The sequence below is a fragment of the Allokutzneria albata genome, assembly GCF_900103775.1.
GTDB classification, from domain to species: domain Bacteria; phylum Actinomycetota; class Actinomycetes; order Mycobacteriales; family Pseudonocardiaceae; genus Allokutzneria; species Allokutzneria albata.
The window spans coordinates 5,121,005-5,143,533 of the sequence record NZ_LT629701.1; the positions used below are offsets into that span (position 1 = coordinate 5,121,005).

The 22,529-nt window shown below is 66.7% G+C and carries 7 protein-coding genes; 4 read left to right on the forward strand and 3 right to left on the reverse strand.

Annotation, left to right across the window (positions count from 1 at the left end):
* Nucleotides 1-4: 4 nt before the first annotated feature.
* From BLT28_RS22865 to BLT28_RS22875, 3 genes are all read right to left on the reverse strand, one after another.
* Nucleotides 5-4,348 carry a ricin-type beta-trefoil lectin domain protein gene (locus BLT28_RS22865; RefSeq protein ID WP_030433563.1) on the reverse strand — a complete coding sequence of 1,448 codons (4,344 nt, stop codon included), beginning with the start codon at nt 4,346-4,348 and terminating at the stop codon, nt 5-7.
* Nucleotides 4,349-4,600: 252 nt separating this feature from the next.
* A complete protein-coding gene (locus BLT28_RS22870; protein WP_030433562.1) occupies nt 4,601-5,755 on the reverse strand; it encodes a hypothetical protein in 1,155 nt (384 codons plus the stop codon).
* A complete protein-coding gene (locus BLT28_RS22875) occupies nt 5,733-14,465 on the reverse strand; it encodes an RHS repeat-associated core domain-containing protein (protein WP_043814228.1) in 8,733 nt (2,910 codons plus the stop codon). The genes BLT28_RS22870 and BLT28_RS22875 overlap by 23 nt, the downstream gene beginning before the upstream one ends.
* Before the next feature lie 1,129 nt (nt 14,466-15,594).
* On the opposite strand from BLT28_RS22875, the gene BLT28_RS22880 reads away from it, so the two are divergent.
* The 4 genes from BLT28_RS22880 to BLT28_RS22895 all read left to right on the forward strand — a co-directional run bounded on the left by BLT28_RS22880 (nt 15,595) and on the right by BLT28_RS22895 (nt 22,528).
* Entirely contained in the window at nt 15,595-16,719 is a 1,125-nt protein-coding gene (locus BLT28_RS22880; RefSeq protein ID WP_030433561.1) for a hypothetical protein, read from the forward strand.
* Nucleotides 16,720-16,804: 85 nt separating this feature from the next.
* On the forward strand, nt 16,805-18,871 hold the full coding sequence (locus tag BLT28_RS22885; RefSeq protein WP_081900836.1) for a recombinase family protein: 2,067 nt from the start codon (nt 16,805-16,807) through the stop codon (nt 18,869-18,871).
* 977 nt (nt 18,872-19,848) lie between these two features.
* Nucleotides 19,849-21,363 carry a type I restriction-modification system subunit M gene (locus BLT28_RS22890; RefSeq protein WP_030433559.1) on the forward strand — a complete coding sequence of 505 codons (1,515 nt, stop codon included), beginning with the start codon at nt 19,849-19,851 and terminating at the stop codon, nt 21,361-21,363.
* On the forward strand, nt 21,356-22,528 hold the full coding sequence (locus BLT28_RS22895) for a restriction endonuclease subunit S (protein ID WP_052408217.1): 1,173 nt from the start codon (nt 21,356-21,358) through the stop codon (nt 22,526-22,528). Before BLT28_RS22890 ends, BLT28_RS22895 begins: the two co-directional genes overlap by 8 nt.
* The last annotated feature ends 1 nt before the right edge of the window (nt 22,529 follow it).

Genomic DNA, 22,529 nt, shown 5'->3' on the forward strand with positions numbered 1-22,529 from the left:
TGGTTTAGCTGGGGCGTGCTGCGAGTGCCCATCGCTGGTTGCGGGCGCCGTGGCAGTCGTAGATGACGACGGTGTCAGCGCGGTTGGAGGCGTCGAGGCAGCGGCCGGAGACGGGGTTGACGACGGTGCCGTTGGGTCGGAACACCCATTGTTGTCCGGCGACGCCGTTGCAGTCGTAGAGGCCGACTTTGGTGTGGTTAGTGGTTCCTCCGAAGTTGATGTCGAGGCATTTTCCGAAGGCGCGGATGGTTCCGCTGTCGACGGGGTACCAGACCTGAGCGGGTGTTCCGGCGCACTGCCACATCCAGACGGCGTTGGTGGCGGGGTCGCCGTTGACGACGTCGAGGCATTTGCCGCCGGGTTCGCCGACGACCCAGCCGAGCATGGTGCCCCGGCCCAGGGATTGGGCGGACAGGCGCCAGGTCTGCAGTGGCGTGCGGTCGCACTTCTGCAGTGTGATCGCCGCTCGGGTGTCGGGTGTGGCCGCGGTGGCGCATAGCCCGGACTTGGGGTTGATCAGGCTCGCGTCGGGGCGCAGTTCCCACTGCTGGGCTGGTGAGGTGTTGCAGGCGGCGAAGCCGACGCGGGTGCCGGGGGTGACGGCGCCGCCGGTGACGTCGAGGCAGCGGGAGAACGCGCGGACGGTGCCGTCGGCGACCAGCCGCCAGGCTTGGGCGAAGCCGCCGTGGCAGTCCCACAGCCAGGTTTCGGTGGCATCGGGTGCACCGTTGACGACATCTAGGCACTTGCCGGTGGCGTTGACCAGGGCGCCGGCGATCGCGGGCTGGGACTGCCAGCGCCAGGTCTGTTCGGCAGTGCGGGCGCAGGGTTCGATGGTGACCGGCGCCCGGTCGCTGGTTCCTGTGGCGGTGAGGCATTTGCCGGAGCGGGTGTTGAGCAGGCTGCCGTCGGTGCGTACCAGCCATTGCTGGGCGTTCCAGTCGTTGCACGGGTATAGACCTGCGCGGCTGCCGTTGGCGGTGGCACCGTTCTCGACGTCCAGGCAGCGGTCGGCGTTGCGGATGGTGCCGTCCCCGGGCATGGTCCAGGTTTGGGCTTCGCCGCCGTAGCAGGACCAGAGGTAGGCGATGTTGTTGGTGGCGTTGCCGGAGTTGTCCAGGCACTTGGTGTTGATTCCCACGAAGGAGCCGACACCGGTGGCGGCGTTGTGTTTGACGCGGATGTTGCGGAAGTGCACCGGATCGCTGCCGCTGCGGCTGTGGAGGCCGATCAGGCGTTGAGAGTCCACAGTGGATGGATTGGCGATGTAGTCGTTGATGCGTTGTCCGTTGAGGGTGACGGTGATGCGGTTCCACTCGACGGTGATCTCGTAGGTGTTCCATTCCCCGCGGGGCCGGACGGGGGAGCTGGTGGGTGCCTGCAGGCCGGTGATGGCGCCGGTGGTGGCGGCTCCGGCGGAGTTGTCGGTGCCGATGCGGACTTCCAGGCCCGGTTCGGGGTTGGTGTGGTTGCCGGGATGGGCCAGTGCGACCAGGACACCGCTGTCGGAGTTGGCGCCGGTGGCCTTCCACTCCGTCTTGAGGGTGTAGCTGCTGTTGTAGGTGGCGCCGGCGAACCAGTACACGCTGTCGCTGCCGCCGGTGATGAGGTCGCAGCCGTCGCGGCGGAGTGGGGTGTCGCTGGTGGATTGCCAGCCGTAGCTGCTGTCGATGCGGGCGTCGAAGATGGGGGTGAACCCGAGTTCGCCGCGTGGCGTCGGGCACGCTCCGGCTGAGGTGGCGGGGGTGCCGTCGACGAAGTAGCCGAGCACGTCGGTGGCCAGTTGGGTGTGGCCGCGTTCGTTGCGGACGTCCATTTTGCCGGTGGCGCCCAGGGGCAGCAGGGTGGTGCTGGCGAGGGTTTGGCCTTGGCGCAGTCCCATCGTGGTCACCGGCGACCACCCGACGTCGGTGGGATACACCGACAGTTGGCTGCCGATGAGGTCTTCGGTGGCCGTGGTGGTGACCACCGCGCCGGTGGCGCGGGCGCTGACGCCGGCGGTGCCGCCGAGGGCGAAGGAAGCGATTTCGCCGTGGCCGAGTGGGCCTTGACGCAGTCCGGTCCCGGAGGCGGTGTCTACCACGCGTGTCGGGCTGGGCAGGGGCACGTAGCGTGCGCCGGGGTCGGGGGCGAACCAGCCGATGACATCGACGGCCACGGCGAGCATGCCGCGGTCGTTGCGCAGCTTGATGGTGCCGTCCTCGGCGAGAGCGACGATGGCGGTGTTGGTTCGGCGGTCGTCACGGCTGAGGTTGAGCGTGGAGGTCGAGGGATCGCTGAGGGTGTAGGCGGACAGGAACGTTTCCTCGCTGGCCTCTGAGGCGGTGATCGAGACCGCGACGGCGGTGGCGCTGGCGGGAACGCCGGCGACGCCGCGGACGGCCAGCGGATAGACCTCGCCAGGACCGAGGGGCCCGGTGCGGGGTGTGGCGCCGAATCCACCACGGGTGTCGAGGATGCGTTGCGGTACGGGACGGGTGATGTAGTTGGCGGCGCTGGTGGGGCTGAAGTAGCCGAGGACGTCGGCGATGACCCAGGTGTTGCCGCTCTGGTTGCGGACGCGGATGGCCCGGTCGGGTCCGAGGGTGGCCACGGTCATCACGGCGGTGAACCCGCCGCCGGGCCGCACGCGCAGGGTGGTGGCTCGGGTGTCGAGGTGGGCGGGGTCGGTGGGGAAGACATCGACGCTGGTGTCGGTGTCGGAGCGGGCGGTGATGTTGACCGCCACCGCTGTCGCGTCACCGGGGACATCGGCCACGGGCACGGTGATGAGCTCACCAGGGGTGTAGGCGCGGCTGTGGATGCGGCGCGGTTCGACGAGGGGGGTGTAGCCGGCGGGGTTGGTGGCGGGCACCGCATCGGGTGTTCCGAGGTCCAGGAAACCGTGGCCGCTGGTGTTGTTGATGCTGGTTCGCTTGGCGCGGGAGGTCAGCGCGGTGTGCAGCTGCGCGGCGTCCAGGGCCGGGTTGGCGGCCTTGAACACGGCGGCGGCGCCGGCGACGTGGGCGGCGGCGGCGGAGGTTCCGGTGAAGCCCCGGTTGCCGTAGGTGGCGGTGGTGACGGCGTCGAAGCCGGTGAGGTCGGGTTTGGTGCGGCCATCGATGCTCGGGCCGCGGCTGCTGTAGTTCTGCACGACGCCGGAGCCGGGGGCGCTCGCCCCGACGGCGATCGCGAAGGGTGAGCTCGCGGGTTCAACGACGCTGCCGGCCTCGGTGTAGCGCTGCAGCTGGACGTTGGCGTTGACGCCGCCGACGAACAGCTCCAGCCCGGTGGTGAACGGGGCGTTGTTGTTCTTGACGTAGACGTAGTAGGTGCGCGTCTGCGCGGGTTGGTCGCTGTTGGTGAACGTCACCTCCTCGGTGGGGCTCAGTCCCCCCGCCGACTGGGCCTGGGACCGGGTGGATTTCGCGGCGATGTTGGGATCCTCCGGCCCGCTGGGCGGGTTGGGGGTCTTCATCACATACAGGTCGAGATCTTTCGTGGTGGTGGGCCAGGCGTCCCAGCGCAGACCGACGGTGGGGCGGCTTCCCCACGGCACGGGGAAGCCATTGCCTTGTGCCCCGGCGCTTTCGCCGGGGTTGGTGAACTCCACCCAGGAGTCGCCGGTGCGGTCGGCGGCGGTGCCGGCGTAGTGCATGCGGGCCTGGTTTCCGGCTGCGGAGACCCACAGGATCCCGGCTTCGCGGGCGCGGCGGACGATGTCCGCGGGGCTGCCGGGTTGCCCGGTGCCGTCCCCGCGGCTGGCCTGGGAGGTCAGGAACCCCAGGGACGAGGTGATGATCTGCACGCCTTGCTGGCGCAGCCAGTCCGCGGCGGCGGCGAAGCTGATGGTGTCCTCGACACAGGCGAGGTAGAGGTTGGCGGCAGGGGCCATGTCGTGGATGACTTCGGCGACGTTGGTGCCGTGGTCGTCGCTGAGGCCGGTGTCCAGACAGTTGCTGCTGTTGACCACGATGCGGTCGTTGCCGGGCAGGTCCCCGCTCTGCTGGGCCTGCTGGAGCCCGCCGAAGCCGACGTCGATGACGCCGACCTTGACGCCGGCACCCTTCTTGCCGTCCTGGTGCCACAGCGCGGCCCGCGAGGCCGTCACACCTTCGGAGGTGACCGCCATCGGGACGGCGCGATCGGGGAGCCGGACCTCGCTCACCCCTGGCAGTGCGGCGAGTTCGGCGATCCGTGTGGCGGGCACGGCGGCTTTGACGCGGCCGGCAACCGCGGCGGCGACAGTGCCCCCGACTTTCCCCACGGCGGTGCGCAGCACCGTCTCAGCGGCGCCGTCGACATAGACCAGGGTGCGGCCCTGAGTGTCGCGGCCGAGGTGCTGGGAGCCAGCACGTGGCTGCTGCACCGAATTCCGCACCTCGACTGCGGGGTCCCGATGCGGGGCGGCTAACCCCGGGGGTAGGACGGAGGCCAGTCCGACCACGACCCCTGCGGCGACAATTGTCGCGCGCTTGAACACACTCACGTCTCCCCCTTGTGTACGGCCGCGGCAGTCAGGGTGTGAGTGCCGGGCGTGTAACGATCTGAAGCGTCGATATCGGATGTGATGTTGTGGCGGCAGCACGGCGCACCCCGAGTCGCCGTCGCCGGTTGTGTCTTAGGCCGGGCGGAACAGCTCTCCACCGGCGGTATCGAGCTCGCGCGCGCCGGGGAGGGCGTTGATCAGGCCGCCTTCCTTGGTCAGATAGCCGTAGATCAGGCCGGTGATGCTGTGCTCGAAGACATTGGTCGACCGGATCTCCCATCCGGTCATCACGCAGTTCCACTTCTGCGGGTCCTCGTGCATCGGTGCCCGCAGCAGGACGTGGTGCTCGCCAACGGTTCCCCAGGCAATCGCCCCACCGGGTTCGGGGTAGAAAGGGACACGCGTCGCGGGGCTGCGCTGGTCCGCGGTGGCGCGCATCCGCTGCAGCAGCACACCCAGGTCGTAATCCAGGTTCGCGCATCGGGGTGCCATCAACCGGATGCCACGAAAATCTCCCGGGCCGAAATGCTCGAGGCATTTCCGGTAGTCCTGCGGGAACACGAACCCGAACTCGCGCTCGATGTCCTCCCACGGAAGCGGCCGCGCACCGTAGTCGCCTCCGACCAGCTCGCGCAGGTCCGCGAAGCGGCCAGCGGGTTCAGCCGACCACGAGGGCAGTGGGGAACGCCGCCAGTATCCGGCTTTGTCCTCGGCGGTCAGCGGCTGCGCCTCGCTCTCGGCGGGTTGGCTGGTGAAGGGCGTGAATGTGGCGTCGTTGCCGGTCGGCACGCTGTCGCCGAGGACGTCACTGGAAAGCTCACCGGTCACAAGCCCGAGCAGGAAGGCGGACATGGTGGTCTCGTGCTCTTCCCATTCCATGCGGTAGGGATCGCACACCACGACCGTCCACTGGTCAGGGTCGTCACCGACGGGACGCCAGAAGAAGGTGTCCGACTCCAGCGAGGAGCCCCAGAAGATGAGTCCTCCTGGGTCGGGGTAGACCGGGTAGGGACAGTCGCCGGCTTCCTGGGCTTCGCGGGCGAGTGCGGAGTTGTCGGCGAGCTCGGCGAGGTAGCTGTCGGTGTCGGCGGGCCCGGCGGGCGGGAACCTCACCGCGATCTGGTTGTTGAAACAGCCCGACGGCAAGGCCGAGGCCAGCTGCTTGTAGTCCTCGGGGAAGGAGAAGCCGACCCGCTGCTCAAGATCCGGCCACCTTCCGCTCGCGCGCGCGGAGGGTTCCCGGCCGACGAGCCGAAGAAGGGCTTCAACACTTGGAACGCTGGCCACTTGACCCCACTCCCGGATCTTCATTGTTGATCAAAATATGGCATTTGAAGCCACCGCTGCCTACCGCGGTGATCCTGATTTGGTCCGGGACCGCGTCATTGGCTCCCCAGTAGTAGGCGTTCACGCGGTAGAACACCCGCTGCCCTGGCGTGGAATTGTTCCCCACGACGGCGTCTTTGACCTGGCGCTCAATGGACAGCATTTCCGGGTTGTTGACCTTCTTGAACAGCGGGACAAGATTGTCGAGTTGTCCTGATCCGTGGAACATGTGCGCGATCAGATGCCCTCGGACGTGCACGCTCGGGTCGAAGCCGACCGGGTCCGGCAGCGACGGGCGTCGTTTCTGGTGGATCGTTGCGATGCAGGCGGTACCGCCGGTCGCCCGTTGAGCCGCGACGCCGTTGTGGGTGATGGTTTCCGGGAGGTCGTTGACGGCCTGGTCATCGATGAGGCCTGCGAAACACTGGTTCTCGTTGACGTCGTCGTCGCCGGGTCGCAGGTCGGGCAACCGTGTGTCCGGGGCGGGCAGGTCCCGGGTGAGTCGGGTTTCCTCGCGCAGACGGTCGCTGCTGGTGTCGATGATCCGCTCTGCGGGAATGTCGAGGCGTTCCTCGGCGGGGCGGGGAACGATGGTGCTGCCCAGCTCGACGTAGGCCAGTTTCACCAGCGCGTTGATCAACCACGGTGGTGGGGGCGGCGGCAGGGGCGGGCGCGGTGCGACCACGACGGGGCGGCAGGGTTTGGTGCGGCACGGCGGCGGGGTGCATCCTCGGCCGACGCAGCCGTTGCCGCCCCCGATTCCCGGTGGCGGGGTGCCACCGCCTCCGAAGGGAGGCGTCCCGATGCCGGTGTCGCGGGGGACGGGGACGGGCCTGGGGGCAATGGGCAACCCTCCGCCGCCACCGCCACCACTTGAGCCGAATCCGAAGAGCCCGGCGACGCCGACGGCCGCAGCCCCCAGCAGAGCACCGGCCAGGCCGCCCACGGGCCCGCCGACGGCGGCACCGGCACCGGCGGTGCACAGCGGCAGTGTCGCCGGGGTCGCGCACTGAACGAGGTGACCGGTGGGGTCGATGTTGTTGATCGGGTCGTTGTTGCCGTAGCTGTAGCGGTTGGCCGCGGCCGAGGGCCGTGGCGTCAGAGTCCAGTCGTCGCGGCTGGTGAAGGTCGCGGAGCTGGGGGTGTACCAGCGAGCGGTCATGTTCACCACGCTGGTGTCGGGGTCGGTCCAGTCGCCCTGGTAGCCCAGGGTCGAGGTCTCCCCCGTCGTGGTGGTCACGGTGCCGAAGGGATCGAAGGTGCGCCGCCCGTCGGTGGTGGCGGCGATGTAGCGGCCGATGACGTCTCCGCGTCGATCGGCGAAGAGCATCTTGCCGGCTGTGGTGGCGGTGGTTGCTTTGTCGGAGAACGGGGTTCCGTCCGGCAGACGGCTCACCAGCCGCGTGCCGTCGGAGACGACTTCGTTGGACAGTCCGGCGTAGGTGAGGGCGGTGGTGTTGCGGGTGGTGACCCGGTCGAGGGCGTCGTAGCTGTAGCGGGTGGTGCCGGTGGTGGCCATCCGGTCGAAGGCGTCGAAGGTGTAGGCGGTGGACTGGCCGTTGGTGGTGGCGCGGGCGAGGGTGCCGCGGGCGGTGTAGTCGTAGGTGGTGCTGGCGCCGGTGGTCAGCCGGTTGCGTTCGTCGTAGGTGAATCGTGTGGTGCCGACGGTGGTGCGATTGCCGGCCTTGTCCCAGGCGTAGCTGGTGGTGGCGCCGGCGGGGTTGGTCCAGCTGGTCAGTCGGCCGAGGCGGTCGTAGCCGTAGCTGTTGACCGCCACGTCCGCGCCGGTGATCGTTTTCTTCTCGGTGAGCTTGTCGTCGAGGTCGTAGTCGTATTCCTCCCCGAAGGCGGTGCGGGTGGGTGCCCCGGAGGTGGAGTTCTGCTCCAGCTTGTCCGAGGCCAGGCGTCCGAGCTCGTCGTAGCCGTAGCTGCGGGTGATGCGGTACTGCAGCGCGCGGTCCACGGCTGCGCCGAGACGCCCGGCGGGGTCGTAGGCGTAGTCCATGGTGCGGCCGGTGACCGGGTCGGTCATGCTCGCGACGCGGCCGGCCGGGTCGTAGTCGAAGGTGGCGCGTCCGCTGGCGTCGGTGCGGACGGTGAGGTGGCCGTCGCCGTTGTAGTCGTAGGTGGCATGTCCTGCGGCGCCGAGGGATTCCACGATGTGGTCGCGGTCGTCGTAGCGGTAGACGCTGTCGCCGCGGGGCCCGCTCACTCGGAGGGTGCGGCCGGCGGCGTCGTAGGCGAAGCGGCGTTCGGTGGTGGCGGCCTCGGCGCCGCTGCCCCGCTCCACGGTCAGTCGGCCATGGGCATTGAATTCCCGTTCCCGCACCACACCGCCGGGCGCGGTCAGGCGCACTGGTTGGCCAGCGGGGTCGTAGCTGGTGGTCCAGGTGCGCAAGGCCAGGTCCTTGGCGGTGGGGGTTTCGGGTTCGATCACCGACTCGGGCAGACCCCACGGCGTGACGGTGTAGTCGGTGCTGTGGCCCTCGCCGTCGGTGAACCGGCTGCGGTGCCCGAGCCGGTCGTAGCCCTGGCTCGTGGTGATCGTCGTGGTGTTGTCGGGTCGTTCGATCTGGGCGATCTGGCGATCGAGGTCGTCGTAGAAGTACTCGCTGCGGCGCCCCTCGGGGGAGACGGTCGCGGTGAGGTTGTCGTTGTCGTCGTAGTCGTGGATCCAGCGACGCTTGTCCTGTCCACCGACGGTGTGGGTGAGGCCGGTGGCGCGGCCCAGCAGGTCGAAGGTGGTGGTCGCGGTGAGACCGTCCGGGGTGATCACTCGGTGCTGGCGTCCGGCGATGTCGTAGTCGGTGGTGACGGCGCGGCCGGTGGCATCGACCTGGCTGGTCTGCTCACCGAAGGCGTTGTAGGTCGCGGTGGAGGTGTAGCCCATGGGGCTGGTGGTCGCCGTCGGGTTACCGGCGTCGTCGTAGCGCAGTGTCGTGGTGTAGTAGGCCAGCGGCCCGGGGACACGATCGAGCTGGGTGTGGGTGATGCGCCGGCCCAGGTCGTCGTAGGTCCATCGGGTTTCCACTCCGTTGGCTTGGGTGTGGGACAGCAGTTCCCCGGCGCGGTCATACCGATACGCGACAACGGCTGGTGTCTCCCCCACCGGGGGAAGGGTGGTGGTGCTTGTCCGCCCGTAGGGGTCGTAGGTGTGGGTGGTGGTCCGGCCGAGTGCGTCGGTGACCTCGGTGATGTTGCCGGCGAGGTCGTAGGTGGCGGTGATTCTCGCGGCGGTGATGGGCGCGCCCCCGGGCGGGGTGTAGGCGGGCAGCACGGTCGCGGTGACACCGCCCATGGCGTCGCGTTCGGTGACGGTGACCCCGCCGGCGGGGTCTTTGACGTGGGTCACCTCTCCGGAGGCGTTGCGTCCCACGACGTCCACGGCGGTGAAGCCGGTGTGCTTCTGCCCCGCCACCCACACGTCCGTGGGGGGACGGTGGGTGCCGACCAGCTGCCCGTGTGCGTCGTAGGTGTAGCGGGTGGTCAACAGCCGCCGGTTGGTCGCGGCGGTGAGCAGACCGCGTTCGTCCCAGTCGAACTGACTGGTGACGACCGAGCTGTCGGTGACCTTGTCGTGGCGCGACTTCAGGCGTCCGCTGGGGTGGTAGTCATAGGTCGTGGATTCCACGCGCCCCGGTTGTGCGGCACCGGTGCGCTCCACGCGCCGGGGCTTGCCGGCTGCGTCGCGCTGGTAGGTGACGGTGCGCTTGAGGGTGTCGGGGTCGTCGGTGCTGCTGGCTAGGTATCCCGCCGCGTCGTAGGTGTGGCGGGTGGTCAGGCCTCCGGTGCGGATGTGCTCGGTGAGGTTGCCCGCTGGGTCGTAGTCGCGGTGTTCCAGGCTCACATCGCGTTTGGTGCCGTTGGGGTTGGTGAATCCGGTGCGGGTCGTGGTGGCGGGCAGATTGTCGTCGTAGTAGGTGTAGGTCGTGGTGCGGCCCATGGCGTCGGAGACCGTGGCCAGGCGCCCGGCGGGGTCGTAGCTGCGGAACTCCAGTGCCAGCCCGGTGGCTTTGGGGTCCTGGGGGTCCACGCCGACACCGGCGACGGTGCGGGCCTGCACACGACCGTCCTCATCGGACAGTGTGCTCCACACGGTGCCGCGCACGTCGGTGATGGCCACCCGCAGCCCGTGCAGTTCGTAGTCGCGTTTTTCTTCTCCGCCGTTGGGCAGGCGGGTCAGGCGCAGGCGGTCGTGGGCGTCGTAGTCGAAGGTCGTGACACGTGGAGGATCGCCACCGCGCTCGCGTGGGGTGGCGTCGGTGATCGCGGCTTCCACGGTGTTGCCGTTGGCGTCGTAGCGGTAGGTGGTGGTCTTGGTGTGGACGACGCCGGTGATCGAGTTGGTCACGGGCGGTTCGGTGACGGACTCGATCTGGGAGTTCGGGGTGTAGGTGTAGGTGGTGGTGCCGAACGCCACGCCGCCGGCGTTGGCGAGGGTGATCGTCTTGGGGCGTCCACGCTCGTCGTAGCCGTACTGGGTGTGGAGGTGGTCGGGGGAGATGGTCTGCGCGAGGTCGCCGTTGCGCCGGTAGGTGTAGGTGGTGGTCTGTCCGCCTGGGCTGGTGGTGCTGGCCAGCAGTCCTGCGGGCACCAGTCCCCCGTCCTGGGCGGTTTCGGTGCCGTTGGTGTAGCGGCGAATCTCCACCGCCGCTGTGTCACTGCCCTGGGGGGTCGGGGACGTGGTTGTGGTCAGTCGGCCCGCGGGGTCGTAGGTGTAGGTGGTGCGGAACCGGGTGTCCTGGGGGTTGGTCGAACGCGCGTCGGAGACGGAGTCGAGTTTGTCGGTGCGCGGGTCCAGCGGGTTGGCCGAGGGCTTGATGTAGGTGAAGTAGCTGGTGTTGCAGTGCCCCGCTGCCCGGCAGGTGGTGCGGGACAGGACGTTGCCGCGGTCATCGGTGGTCTGTTCGCTGCGGTGACCGTTCTGGTCGATGACCGCTGAGCGGAAACCGGCTTGGTTGTACTCGTAGCGGAGGGTGCCGCCGTGGGTGCGCTCCACCATCCGGCCGCCGTTGTCGGGGTCGTAGACGTAGGTGTAGTCCGGGAACGGCCCATGCAGAACAACGGTGCGCCGGGCGACCGTCTTACCCTCCACAGTGGACTCTGTGGTGGTGGGTGCGTCCAGTGTCCAGGCACGGCCCTGGTGGTCGGTCAGGGTGCGCACCCGGTCCTGGACGTCGTCGTAGCTGATCTGGGCGTAGAGCCGCTTGTCCTGGGGCAGGGTGATGCTGGTCAGCTGATCGATCGGGCGTGCCAGCGAGTGGTGTGCTTTCGCCGCCTGCAGCCCGAGGGCGTTGCGGTAGAGGGCGACCTCGTCGATCTGGCCGGTGAAGTGGAAATCCGCGCCGTTGGTCGCGGGCCAGTCCTTGCCCGACCCGGCCCCGACGGTCATGTGGTCGCGGCGGCCGTGGTCGATCAGTCCGCTGACCCGGCCGACCTCGACACCGTCGAGGTAGAGCACCTGGTGGTCCACGGCCGCGGACAACACCACGTGATGCCACGCATCGTCGTTGACCGTCTGGGTGCTGGTGGCTTGCCGGGGACCGGTGACCTCCCGCATCGCGAACCCGCCGTGGAGCAGACCGTCCACGCCCACATAAAGGATGGGAGTGGATTGCCCCGCAGGCTTGGGGAATTCCTGATCGGCGTAGCTGAGCAGACTGCCGTGGCCGGCGGTCTTGAACCACAGCTCCGCGGTCAGCGTCATCGTGTCGGTGACCAGCTTCGACGGCAGTGTCACGAAGCTGCTGGCGCCGTCAAAACCCATCGACCGGTCCCGTGGTCCCCCGACCGCGCCGTCGGCACCCAGCACCACGCCGTGCAGCACTCCGGCGTCCGCGCCTGGGGTGCGTGCGACCGCGCTCGCGGTCGTGTCCGAGGACGTCTCGGCGAAACGCCAGTAGCCGCGCGGGTTGTCCTCCAGCACGCCGGGCCGGTAGTGCGAGCCGCTGCCGTAACCGTAGACGGTGCAGGCACCGCTGGGAGTGCAGGCTTTGGTGAGGCGATCACCGTCGTAGGTGTAGGTCCACTCGGCCTGGGCAGCGGCCAACTCGGGCACGAACACTTTCACCGAGGAGACGTGGTTGGCCTGCCAGGTCAACGACAACAGCCGTTTGCTGACCTCGTTGACGATCCGCACCGGCCGATCCCCGGCGTCGTATTCCAACCGCTCGGTCAACCCGGCCGCGTCGGTGATCGAGATCAGGCGACCCAGCACGTCGAAATCCCAACGGCTGCCGGAGGCATCCCGCAGCGTGGAGATCCCGGAGGCCTTGTCGTAGACCAGGGTGATGTTCACCCCCGCCGGCGGCGCGTAGCTGCGGGCCTCGCCGGGCCCGTCCGGATTGCGGCCCAGCCGCATCTGCCGCCCACTCGGGTAGGTGATCACCACGTTCCCGGTGCCGTCGAGGTCATCGGCCAGCCGCATGTCCAGCCGCGAGGCCCACCCGATACCGAACGCGGTGGCCCGCCTGGGATCGAGGCTGTTGTAGGTCCGGGTGATCGTCAGATCCGGGCCCACGGTCGGCACGCTCGCGTCGACGCTCTGGGTGGTGTAGTTGCCGATCTGGGGATCCAACCCCGGTCCCGCGACGCTGTCGGAATTGCTGGCCAGATGCGCGGTGATCTGCGGCTGCGGCACCCGCGTGGTCACCGCGAGCAGCACCGGCCAGGTGGGGGTGGGCTCAACGTTGTCGTGGGTCTTGACGCTCCAGTAGTAGGTCTGTGACCACCGCAGCACTCCGCGGGGCACCGACCAGCTCTGCCCGCCCCACCCCGACTCCGCGCACCCCTCGGTCAACGCCTGGTTCGTGCAGATGCGGAACAGGTACTTGAACCCGGTGTTGGGCCAGGCGTCCGGATCGGTCGCCTCCGCGTACAGCGTCGGGGTCAACGAGTCCACGACCGCACCAGAACCGGGCTGTTGCCGGTTGGTGGTCGGCGGCACGTTGCGCACGGTCATCGCGAACACCGCGTACGGAACCCCGTGCGCGAGGTGGAAGTCGGCACCATTCGGGTCGAACATGCTCAACTGGACCTGATAGTCGCCCGGGGCCAGGCCCTGCAGCGGCACCGTGAACGTGCCCACCCCCATCGGGGCGACATCGCCCTCCGGGCCCACACCGTGCGAGGTGGCCACGATGTCGTTGCCACGCTTGACGATGTAGCCCAGGCGGAATCCACCGCGCGCCGGCCACGTCGAGGACCCCAGGTTGGTCACCCGTGCCCGCACCGTCCCCTCGCGGTTGGCCGTGGGCAAGGTGAGGTCGCTGACCTCGTAGGCAGCGCCCTCCGGGGAGTAGCTGACCTCCAGGTAGGGCTTGTTGGCCGAGTTGGCCGAGGCGAACCGTTTGAACGCCGAGCTGTCGGACTCGTTGGCCGCGCGCAGGCTCAACCCGTGAAAAGGCACGCCGTGGGTCCAGCGGGTCACGGTGTCCGGGTCGAGGGGGAACTTCTCCCACGCCGGCGCCACACAGCCCCCGCTGGGGCCGCCGTGGGCGAAGCTCTGCGTGGACAGCGCGCGGCCCACCGCGGCACCGGGCCAGCGCAGCGAGGCACCGCTCCAGGGCTGGGCCACCTCGAACACCGTGACCGGCCGCGGCTGACAGGTCTGGGAGCCGATGTTGTCCACCACCAGCGAGGCACCCACCACGTACCGGTTGCGCAGCCGCGCCAGCGCGGAGTCGAACTTCAGATACGCGCGCGCGATCGTGCGACCACCGTTACTGCTGCCCACATTCAGCTGCACCGCGCGGGAACGATCGGTGCCATCGCCGTTCTGGACGTAGGTGTCCTCCAGATCCGCATCCAACCGCTCCACCGACGGATCGACCATCACCGGATACACCCGCGCCGGATCACGCAGCCACGCCTGGTCCACCGACACCGTCAACCGCCACGTGTCCGCGCCTGCCGGAGCCACGGCGTAGCGCACAGCATCGGAGCGACGCGGCTGCCCAGACTCGGCGTCGGCGGCGGAGTCGACCATGTAGCCCGCCGGGATCGTCCCCCGCAGCGTCCCGTCATCCGCGATCAGCTGCACCGCCCCCGAGGCCTCGTCCACACGAGGCTTCACCCCCTGAGCGCGCAGCAGAAACTCAAACGACGACCCCACATCGGGGCGGGTAAGAATGAGGTCTTCCTTGCCCCCGGCGCGGGTCGCGCTCAGCCGCAGATCGATTCCGGGCAGCACCTGCCGATAGGTAGCCGTGGCTCCGCTGGTGACGGCGGGCACGTCAGCGGCCCCCACCAGGCTGTAGGCCAGCGAGGCGCCCTTCGGCAAGGCCACCCGCATCAGCGCCGCATCCCGGCTGCGGGCAGCGAAACTGACCTCCGTGGGCCCCATCGCCGGCCGCAACCGGCCGCCCTGGTCGCGGGCAAGGGCCAGATCCACCGGTGCCCACCGGCCATCCGGCGCGCGCACGTGGGCCTGATCGCTGTAGATCCGCAGCGTCGATGTGCCATCGGCGTTGCGGAAGGTGGCGGTGCGATCGGTGCGCTGCTCGGTCTGCTCCACACTGGTAGCGGCATCGAAACCGACCTGGTCTCGCGGCGCGGCCTGCACCGACGGCGTGACCGTGACTCGCTGCTCACCCGTCTTCGGTGGTGCGGGCAGGTCCGGGGCGCGGTCGGCGACGGCGTCGGCGGGGCGCGGTTGATCACGCTTACCCACACGCGTGTGAGCCCGCGTGGACGCCGGTGACGGCGCCGCAGCAGCGCGCATGGCTGATCCGCTGCGCTGGATCGGAGCTGTTAGCGCCGCACCCGCGGGTAGCGGACGAACATCCCCCATGGTTGCTTCTGTAGCCGAACCACCGATCTGAGCGACCAAAGCCACGGCTAACACCACAGCCACGGCACGTCGAATTCCAGGCGCGCGCCAGCGCATCCGCCCCCACTCCCCCTGTACCCCGTGGTCCCCCGACCCGGCACGGATAGTCACAGCCCGGCAACACACCCATCAACATGACGAGCATCACCGTGAAGCAAACGGGCGAAAACCGCCTACAGCGGTAACACCACCGTTTTGCACATGACTAAGTCGACGCGACGCGACCGGGAGTCCACGTGTTCTGGCCACGCTTTCCCATCACGTTCATGATCAATATCGGTAAGAAGCGAGCAGACGTGACGAGCCAGGACCCCGTGCTCGTGGGGCCCACGGGAACCACCCCAGGTCACGAAGAACGTCGCTTCGCCCGAACAGACGACGGCCGATTCCGTTGCTTCGCTGTTCACATTCAGCCGCTCGACAGCTCACGAATGCAGTGCTCGTATGCCTCACCACGACGACTCGTCGACGCATCGCCTGGCTCGAGGATCGATCGGCGAGCCGATCATTGACGATCGGTCTCCCGGTGATGGACTCGGTGTTGTCGTCCGCGCCAAACAACCTGTTCCACGCACGGTGGCAGGCGTCGCGCTACGCCAGCGCTGCGGATAGGGCCGCTGGATCCGCGTCTCCGCGCACGGCTCGAACGCGACCACCAGCACGAAGCCGACGCTGTCGGCGACCTCCCGTGCCGCCGCGCCGACAGCGGGATCGGCTGAGCACGCGAGCGCTGGTTCGCTCAGCCCGAAGGTAAGCACGGTGCCGTGACCCATCAGGCGTCAATGGTCATGACACACCGGAAATCTGTCCAGCAGATGACAGCTGTGTGCGGGACACGATGCTGGTGGACCATTCGCGTGACGGCCGCGGAGGAAGTCGTTACGCCTCAGGAATCTGCAGTCCTCATCCTGATGCCGTCATTGTGTTCGTGCTTCTCTTGCCTGGCAGCACACGGGTTTAGAGTCCTCCGATGGCCAAGCGCGTCACGCAGGTGTTGGCTCCCGACGGAACCGTGTGGAGGCCGAAGCCCGGTACCCGCGTATCAGCGCGAGAGTTCTCCGAGGCGTTGGACTTGATCCTTTCGACCTTCAGAGAGCAGTCGTGGAATCCCTGGGTAGTCGAGGACCGGGCTGAGGAATTGGCTGCTGCAGAAGCCATCCTCGGACAGTGGACACGAGCCGAGCCTGACTTCCGCCCGATGACCACCGCAGAGATCAACGCGTGGACGGACAAGCTGGAGGAGAAGGCCGCCGCGCGGACTGAGCATCGCGAGCGGGAGCGGCTGACTCGGGTACAGGATTACGACGAGCAGCGTCATCTCGCACGGCTGCGGCTGCTGGAGCGCGAGGCGCAGGTGCGGCTTTGCCGAGCGGACCGGGCTGCTGTGGCTAGCGGCGAGTGGTTCCCTCTGATGCCGGAGAGCAAGCGCGCGAGCGACCTCGCGCGGCTCGATGTCCAGATCGTGGCGCTCCAGCGGGATGTCGATGCTCTTCGGGAGCGGGTGGGTGATCCTGAGACGGTCGTTGATGAGCACGGTTACCTGCCGGCTGACCGCCGTGAGCTCATGCTTGTTGCGTTCATGCGGTGGCGGGAGCGCGAGGTTTCTCGCCTGCGCATGGCGGTCGCGAAGGCAAGTGAGCTCCTTGCGGTGAAGGGCCAGGCGAAGGCGGAACGAGCCAAGCTCCGCCGCGCCCGTGAGACCGGTCAGACGCAGTTGGAGATCCTTCTCCAGATTCCACCCCTGGGTGCTGGGGACATGTGCTCGGACTGTGTGCGACCGCTGGGGTGGCATGGGTACGCGTTCAAAATCGGCCGCGATCACCCATGCGTGGGCCCCTGCCCCGAGTGGCCGGAGTGGGCCGACCTCATCCAAAGGACCCGCAAGCTGTATCTCCTAGCGTTCGCCGACGACGCCACACCAGCGGAACCAGCCCCGCCACCGGAACCAGCTCCGTTGGCGGTGATTCCCTCAGGGCTGCCGATTGCCGAGGTCGTGCAACTCCTCACCGAGATCCAAAGCGACCACCCGAACGCCGATGTGCGGCGAGGCCGCGGCAACGCCTGGGAGATCTGGCCAGGGAAAACCGAGCAATAGCCACGCCCCGTCCGTGGTGACGTGCGACCTTCACCCCGGAGAACCCGACATGCCGCAGTCAGTCCACTCAGGAAGGTGAAGTTGCATGCGCGTGCCCCACGAAACAGACGACACCTCACTGGCACCTGCAGCAGCAGGCGATGCGGGGTCGCTCCTGGCAGCTGCTCCGGCATCTGGGCCGTCCGGGTTGTCCGACTATGCGGTCTCCCCGTGGGGTGTGCCGATGGCGTTGCTGTGTAACGAAGTCCGGGTGGCTTTCCTGGGCCGTACCTCCACCGAGGATCAGCAGGACCCGCGCCAGTCGGTGTTGCGACAGTTGAACAACTGCAAGAGCGCCGTACCTGAGTCGTGGGTGGTCGTGGCGCACTTCTACGACGTCGAGTCCGGACGCATGCCCCTGGACCAGCGCGGCCAAGGCGCCGGCTTCGAGCGGTTCGACATCCCTATCGCCCGGGACGGCGGCATCACGGATCTGTTGGGCGAGGCGCAGCATCCTGGGCGGCGGTTCGACGTGGTGATCTGCGAGTCGATCTCGCGCATCGCTCGCCACGCCTACGAAGGACTACGTATCGAACGCGAGCTGGAGCGCGCCGAGGTACCCCTGTTCGCAGCCAACGAACCCATCGCCCTCGCCGGCAGTCGAGCGCAACGCATCTTCCAGCGGCGCATCAACCAGTCCGTTGCCGAGTACGAAGTCCTCAACACCCTCGAACTGTCCTGGGGTGGGCTCTGCACCCACGTGCGGGAAGGCTGGAACATCGGCAAACCCCCCTACGGCTACAAGGCCAAGACCTTCCGCCACCCCAACCCCGCCAAAGCCCTCAAAGGCCACACCAAAACCCGACTCGAGCCGGACGGGCTGCGCGCGGAGACCGTCACCCAGATCGCGCTCTGGCGCTACCACGAAGGACTCGGCTACGACACCATCGCCGAACGGCTCAACACCGACCTCACCCAGTACCCGCCACCGATACCGGCCGGCAGACACCGAGCACGCGGAGCCTGGGGCAAGACCAGCGTCTACGAGATCCTGTGCAACCCCAAGTACACCGGCTACCAAGTGTTCAACCGCCGCGCCTCCCATTCCCGACACGGCAAGGTCAACGACCCCGCCAAGTGGGTGTGGTCCCTCTCCCCCGCACACGAACCACTCATCCCCAAATGGATGTACGACGAACTCACCGCTACCCGCCGAGCCAAACAAGGCTCACGCGACGGCGATACACCCAACCGCCACCCGCAGACACAACGCACCTACGTGCTGCGCGGCATCGTCTTCTGCCACTGCGGACGACGCATGTGCGGCAACCACCGGCACAACACCACCTACTACATGTGCAACCCCCGCAACAACAACCGCGGCCGCCCCGACAAGTACGCACACCACCCCAAGACCGTCTACCTCCGAGAAGACACACTCCTCGACGCCCTCTCGACCGCCCTTACCCACTGGGTCTTTGGCCCTGAACGCCGCACGATCCTGGGACCCAACACCACCGGCACCGATCCGCGCGTCGTCCGCGAGCGGGAAGCCGAACGAGAACGGCTTCAGCAGAACGTGGCCGAGGCAACACGGCAGCAGAACACAATCCTGCGCCAAGCCCTGGACGGCCCCCTCGATGACCCCTTCACCAAAGCCCTACGAGTCGCGTACAACGCGCTGGAAGTTGAGAAGACCACAGCACTTGCCACCATTGCCCAGTTCGACACCACCAACAAGAACCTCCTGAGACATCGCGCCACAGCGGATGTGGCGCTCTTGCGTGCTCTACCCGATCTGACGTTCAACCTTGCTGACGCACCAGAAGCGCTGACCAGGAGGCTATTTGGCCTCACCCAGCTCAACGTTCGCCTGCACAAGGACAGAGAGCACGTGACCGTCACACTCCGGATCTCCGCCAGCCAGATGCGCCGGATTGTCCAGGCAGCAGAGAAAATCGACGACGTTGCGGTGGAGACTCGTTCAACACTCGCTCGAACGGCGGGCACTGCACGTGTTGAGACCACGCATCTGCTCAGCGAAGCACGTTCAACAGCCCCACCAGACACCGACTCGACGCAGCTAACACTTCACGTCCACCTACAACTGTCAACTGGACTTCCCCGCCACCATGTTGATGAAGACATCGACGAAGTGGGCAGTCTGAAGTGAGCCGGTGCGTCGGCTTCGCTGATATGACAAGGCATTCCAGAATTTTCGCTACGCGAGGAGATCCTGACTGACGAGCTGTGGGCGCGATTGAACTCGGTAATCATGCTTACCTGAATCGGCTGGAACCGGCTGCCGACCACACTGCTCAGTGCCTCGACGCCACGCGTTGGCGGCGGTAGGCCAAGAGGCAGGAACTGCATCAGCGCCTGCTCGACGAGCTTCCTACCTCCAGGCAACTGGGCCTGCCCGCCGCGCCGGCCGACTCACCGAGGCAAGCCGGGCTCCAAACATCACCTGACCACTGTTGTCACTGACGCTCAAGGCAAGTGACGCCACCCCGTCGATCCTGCTGTTCGTCACTGTCCCTTTGCTCCGTGGCTGGCCAACAAGCCACGCCGTCAACCTCGCCTAATCTACGGCGATCGCGGTCAAGAGCACGACCAGTACCGCGCGGTGGTCCGAGCACATCGAAGAACGCTCCGACATGGGCACTCTGCGCTGGCCCGGTAAAACGCACCTTCACCTGGTTCAACGATCCAGACGGCTATAGGCAGGCACCGAACGGCGAAGGGACGTTCACGAGACACCTCAGCCTGATCTTACTGACCCACGCATCAGGCAGGTGCCCAAGTCGCGAGATCTCCAGCCTTGCCGCGAAGCTCATCCAGGTCTGCACTCCATCCAAGAGGTAAGGAATCACCTGTGTCGGCCACTTGCAGCTTCGTTTGAGTGACGGGGCAAGGCAGACAACTACTGCTCCGACCACCTACTTCGACGTGACAAGCATGTGGTCGACATGGTGGCCTCGGCTCTGGAGCGAGTCTGGAGCTGGCGGGCCGTGTCGCGGCGGCCGAACCAGCCTGCACATGTGTCTGCGGCCCTGGGCCTCACGGTCACGGTATGGCAGGCAGAAGCGACTTCTGTCAGGCCTCTACGGCAGGATGGGGTCAGACGCCGAGCAGGAGGAAGTACTCTTCGTGACCATCACGCAGCAGGACCTGGAGGCACGCCTCTGGAGGGCCGCTAACGCTCTTCGTGGGCCGGTCGATCCTGCCGACTTCAAGACTTACGTTTTTCCCATGCTGTTCTGGAAGTGGATCAGCGACACCTGGGTCTACGAACACGACGAAGCGCTCGAGGACTACGGCAACGACCTCAACGAGGAAATCGAGGCCGACTACCACCGCTTTGAGATGCCCAAAGGCACTCTCTGGAACGAGGTGACCACGGAAGTCACCAACCTCGGCGCCGAGATCGCCAAGGCCTTCCAGCGCATTGAAAAGGCCAACCCTCGCTCGCTTGCAGGCGTCTTCGGCGACGCCTCCTGGGGCAACAAGGAACGCATTCCGGAAACGGCCCTCCTCGGCCTCATCAAGGCCTTCAACGAGATCCGCCTCGACCCCTCCACAGTAAGCCACGACCTCCTCGGAGCAGGCTACGAGTACCTGCTGAAGAACTTCGCGGACGAATCCGGCAAGAAAGCCGGCGAGTTCTTCACGCCACGCGAGGTAGTCAACCTGATTGTCGGCGTTCTCCGACCTGAGCCAGGTGAGTCGGTTCACGACCCGACCTGCGGATCTGGTGGCATGCTTGTAGCCACCATCAACCAGGTTCGCGAGCAGGGCAAGGATCACCGAACGCTTCGAGTCTACGGTCAAGAGGTCAATCTAACGACCGCCTCGATCGCTCGCATGAATCTCTTCCTGCATGAGATCGAGGACTTCGAGATTAAGCGTGGCGACACCCTACGTGCTCCGGCGTTCAAAGATGCGAATGGGACACTGCGTCAGTTCGACGTTGTCATCGCCAATCCGCCATTCTCGCTGACCGACTGGGGTGCCGACCGCTGGCCCGCCGATCCGCGCGCTTTCTGCGGGATTCCGCCGGCCAAGAACGGCGACTACGCGTTCATCCAACACATGATCTCGTCGATAAAGCCAACCTCCGGCCGAGTCGGCGTCGTCATGCCGCACGGCGTTCTGTTCCGCGGCGGCGCTGAAGCTCGGATCAGGCAGTGCCTCATCGAGAAGGACCTGCTCGACGCCGTCATCGGTTTGCCACCTAACCTCTTCTACTCGACGACCATCCCCGCCTGCATCCTCGTCTTCCGTGACCAGAAGGCTGCGGAACGAAAGAACCACGTCCTCTTCGTCGACGGTTCGGCACGGTTTGTAAAGGGCAAGAACCAGAACCGAATGACGGACGAGGACATCAAGATCCTCATCAAGGCCTACGAAACCGGTGAAGATCCAGATGACGACGGTGGCGCAAATGTCCGCCTAGTGCCGTTCGACGAGATCAAGGACAACGGCTTCGACCTCAATATCGGTCGATACATCAAGGTGGCAGCCGAGGAAACTGCAGACCTGGGCACGGCCCTCGTGGCGTACGCCGATGCCAGGCAGAAGCGACTGGATACCGAGGCAGCAATGTTCAAGCGGCTCGCTGCGGCAGGGATCGATCTGAGTATGTTCGAGGTGTCCGGTGAGTGAGTGGGACGAGGCGACTCTCGGAGAACTCATAGCGCTTGACGTCAACGCCGTGGAGGTTGATCCCACACGAGCCTACAACATCGTCGGGGTGCTGAATCGCGGCCGTGGCCTACTCTACCGCGAGCCGATGGCGGGCTCCGAGACCGCATACAAGGCGCTGAATCGGATCGGCCCGAACCAAATCGTCTACAGCCGTCTGAAGGCTTTCGAGGGCGCGATCACCGTTGCACCCGTAGACCTCCACGAGGTCTATGCATCACAGGAGTTCCCGACGTTCACTTGCGGGGCGTCGCTGCTCCCGGGCTACTTCCGTCTTCTTACGACGACGAAGCATCTCTGGGACACGTTGCAGAACCTATCGACGGGGATGGGCGGACGGCGCGAGCGCGTGAAGCCAAACGACTTCCTAACTATCACGATCCCCCTGCCATCCCTCGCTGAGCAGCGTCGCATTATCGATACAATGGGGGCCGTTGATGCTCAGATCGAGGCCTTGGCTGATGAGAGCAAGCACGCATGGAAATTGCACACCTCGACGCGTGAGACTTTGTTAGCTAAGGCACCCCTCACTCCTCTCGATGACCTGTGCTCCCTTCGTGTTGGACTTGTAGATCCTCGCCTCGACGAGCACATCGATCTGATCCATGTCGGCGTTGACGCGTTGGAGAAAAACACCGGTCGCATTGTCGGAGCACGAACTGCCCGCGAGGACGGACTTATCAGCGGCAAGTACCTCTTCGAGGCCGGCGACGTGATCTACTCCAAGATCCGTCCAATGCTTCGCAAGGTTGGCCTGCCAGGTTTCCGCGGCCTCTGTTCTGCAGACGCATATCCTCTCCGCCCCCATGATGGCGTCCCAGCGAGCTTGCTGCGCGAGGCCCTGTTGTTCGAACCCGTGGTAGAGCAAGCGGTCAAGATGTCGGGCCGCACAAAGATGCCGAAGGTAAACCGCAAGGAACTGTTTTCGATCCGCGTTCCAATGCCAGTAGCAGCCGATCGCTCTATGGTTGATGCCTCGCTCTTGTCGTTACGGAGCTGGGCCGAGTCTCTGGACTCCGAAATCAACGATCTCCGCGCTTTCCGCTCGACGCTCCTCTCTTCCCTGCTCAACCAGGAGATCGAGATCCCAGAGTCCTACGACGACCTGCTGGCGAAGGTGTCCTGAG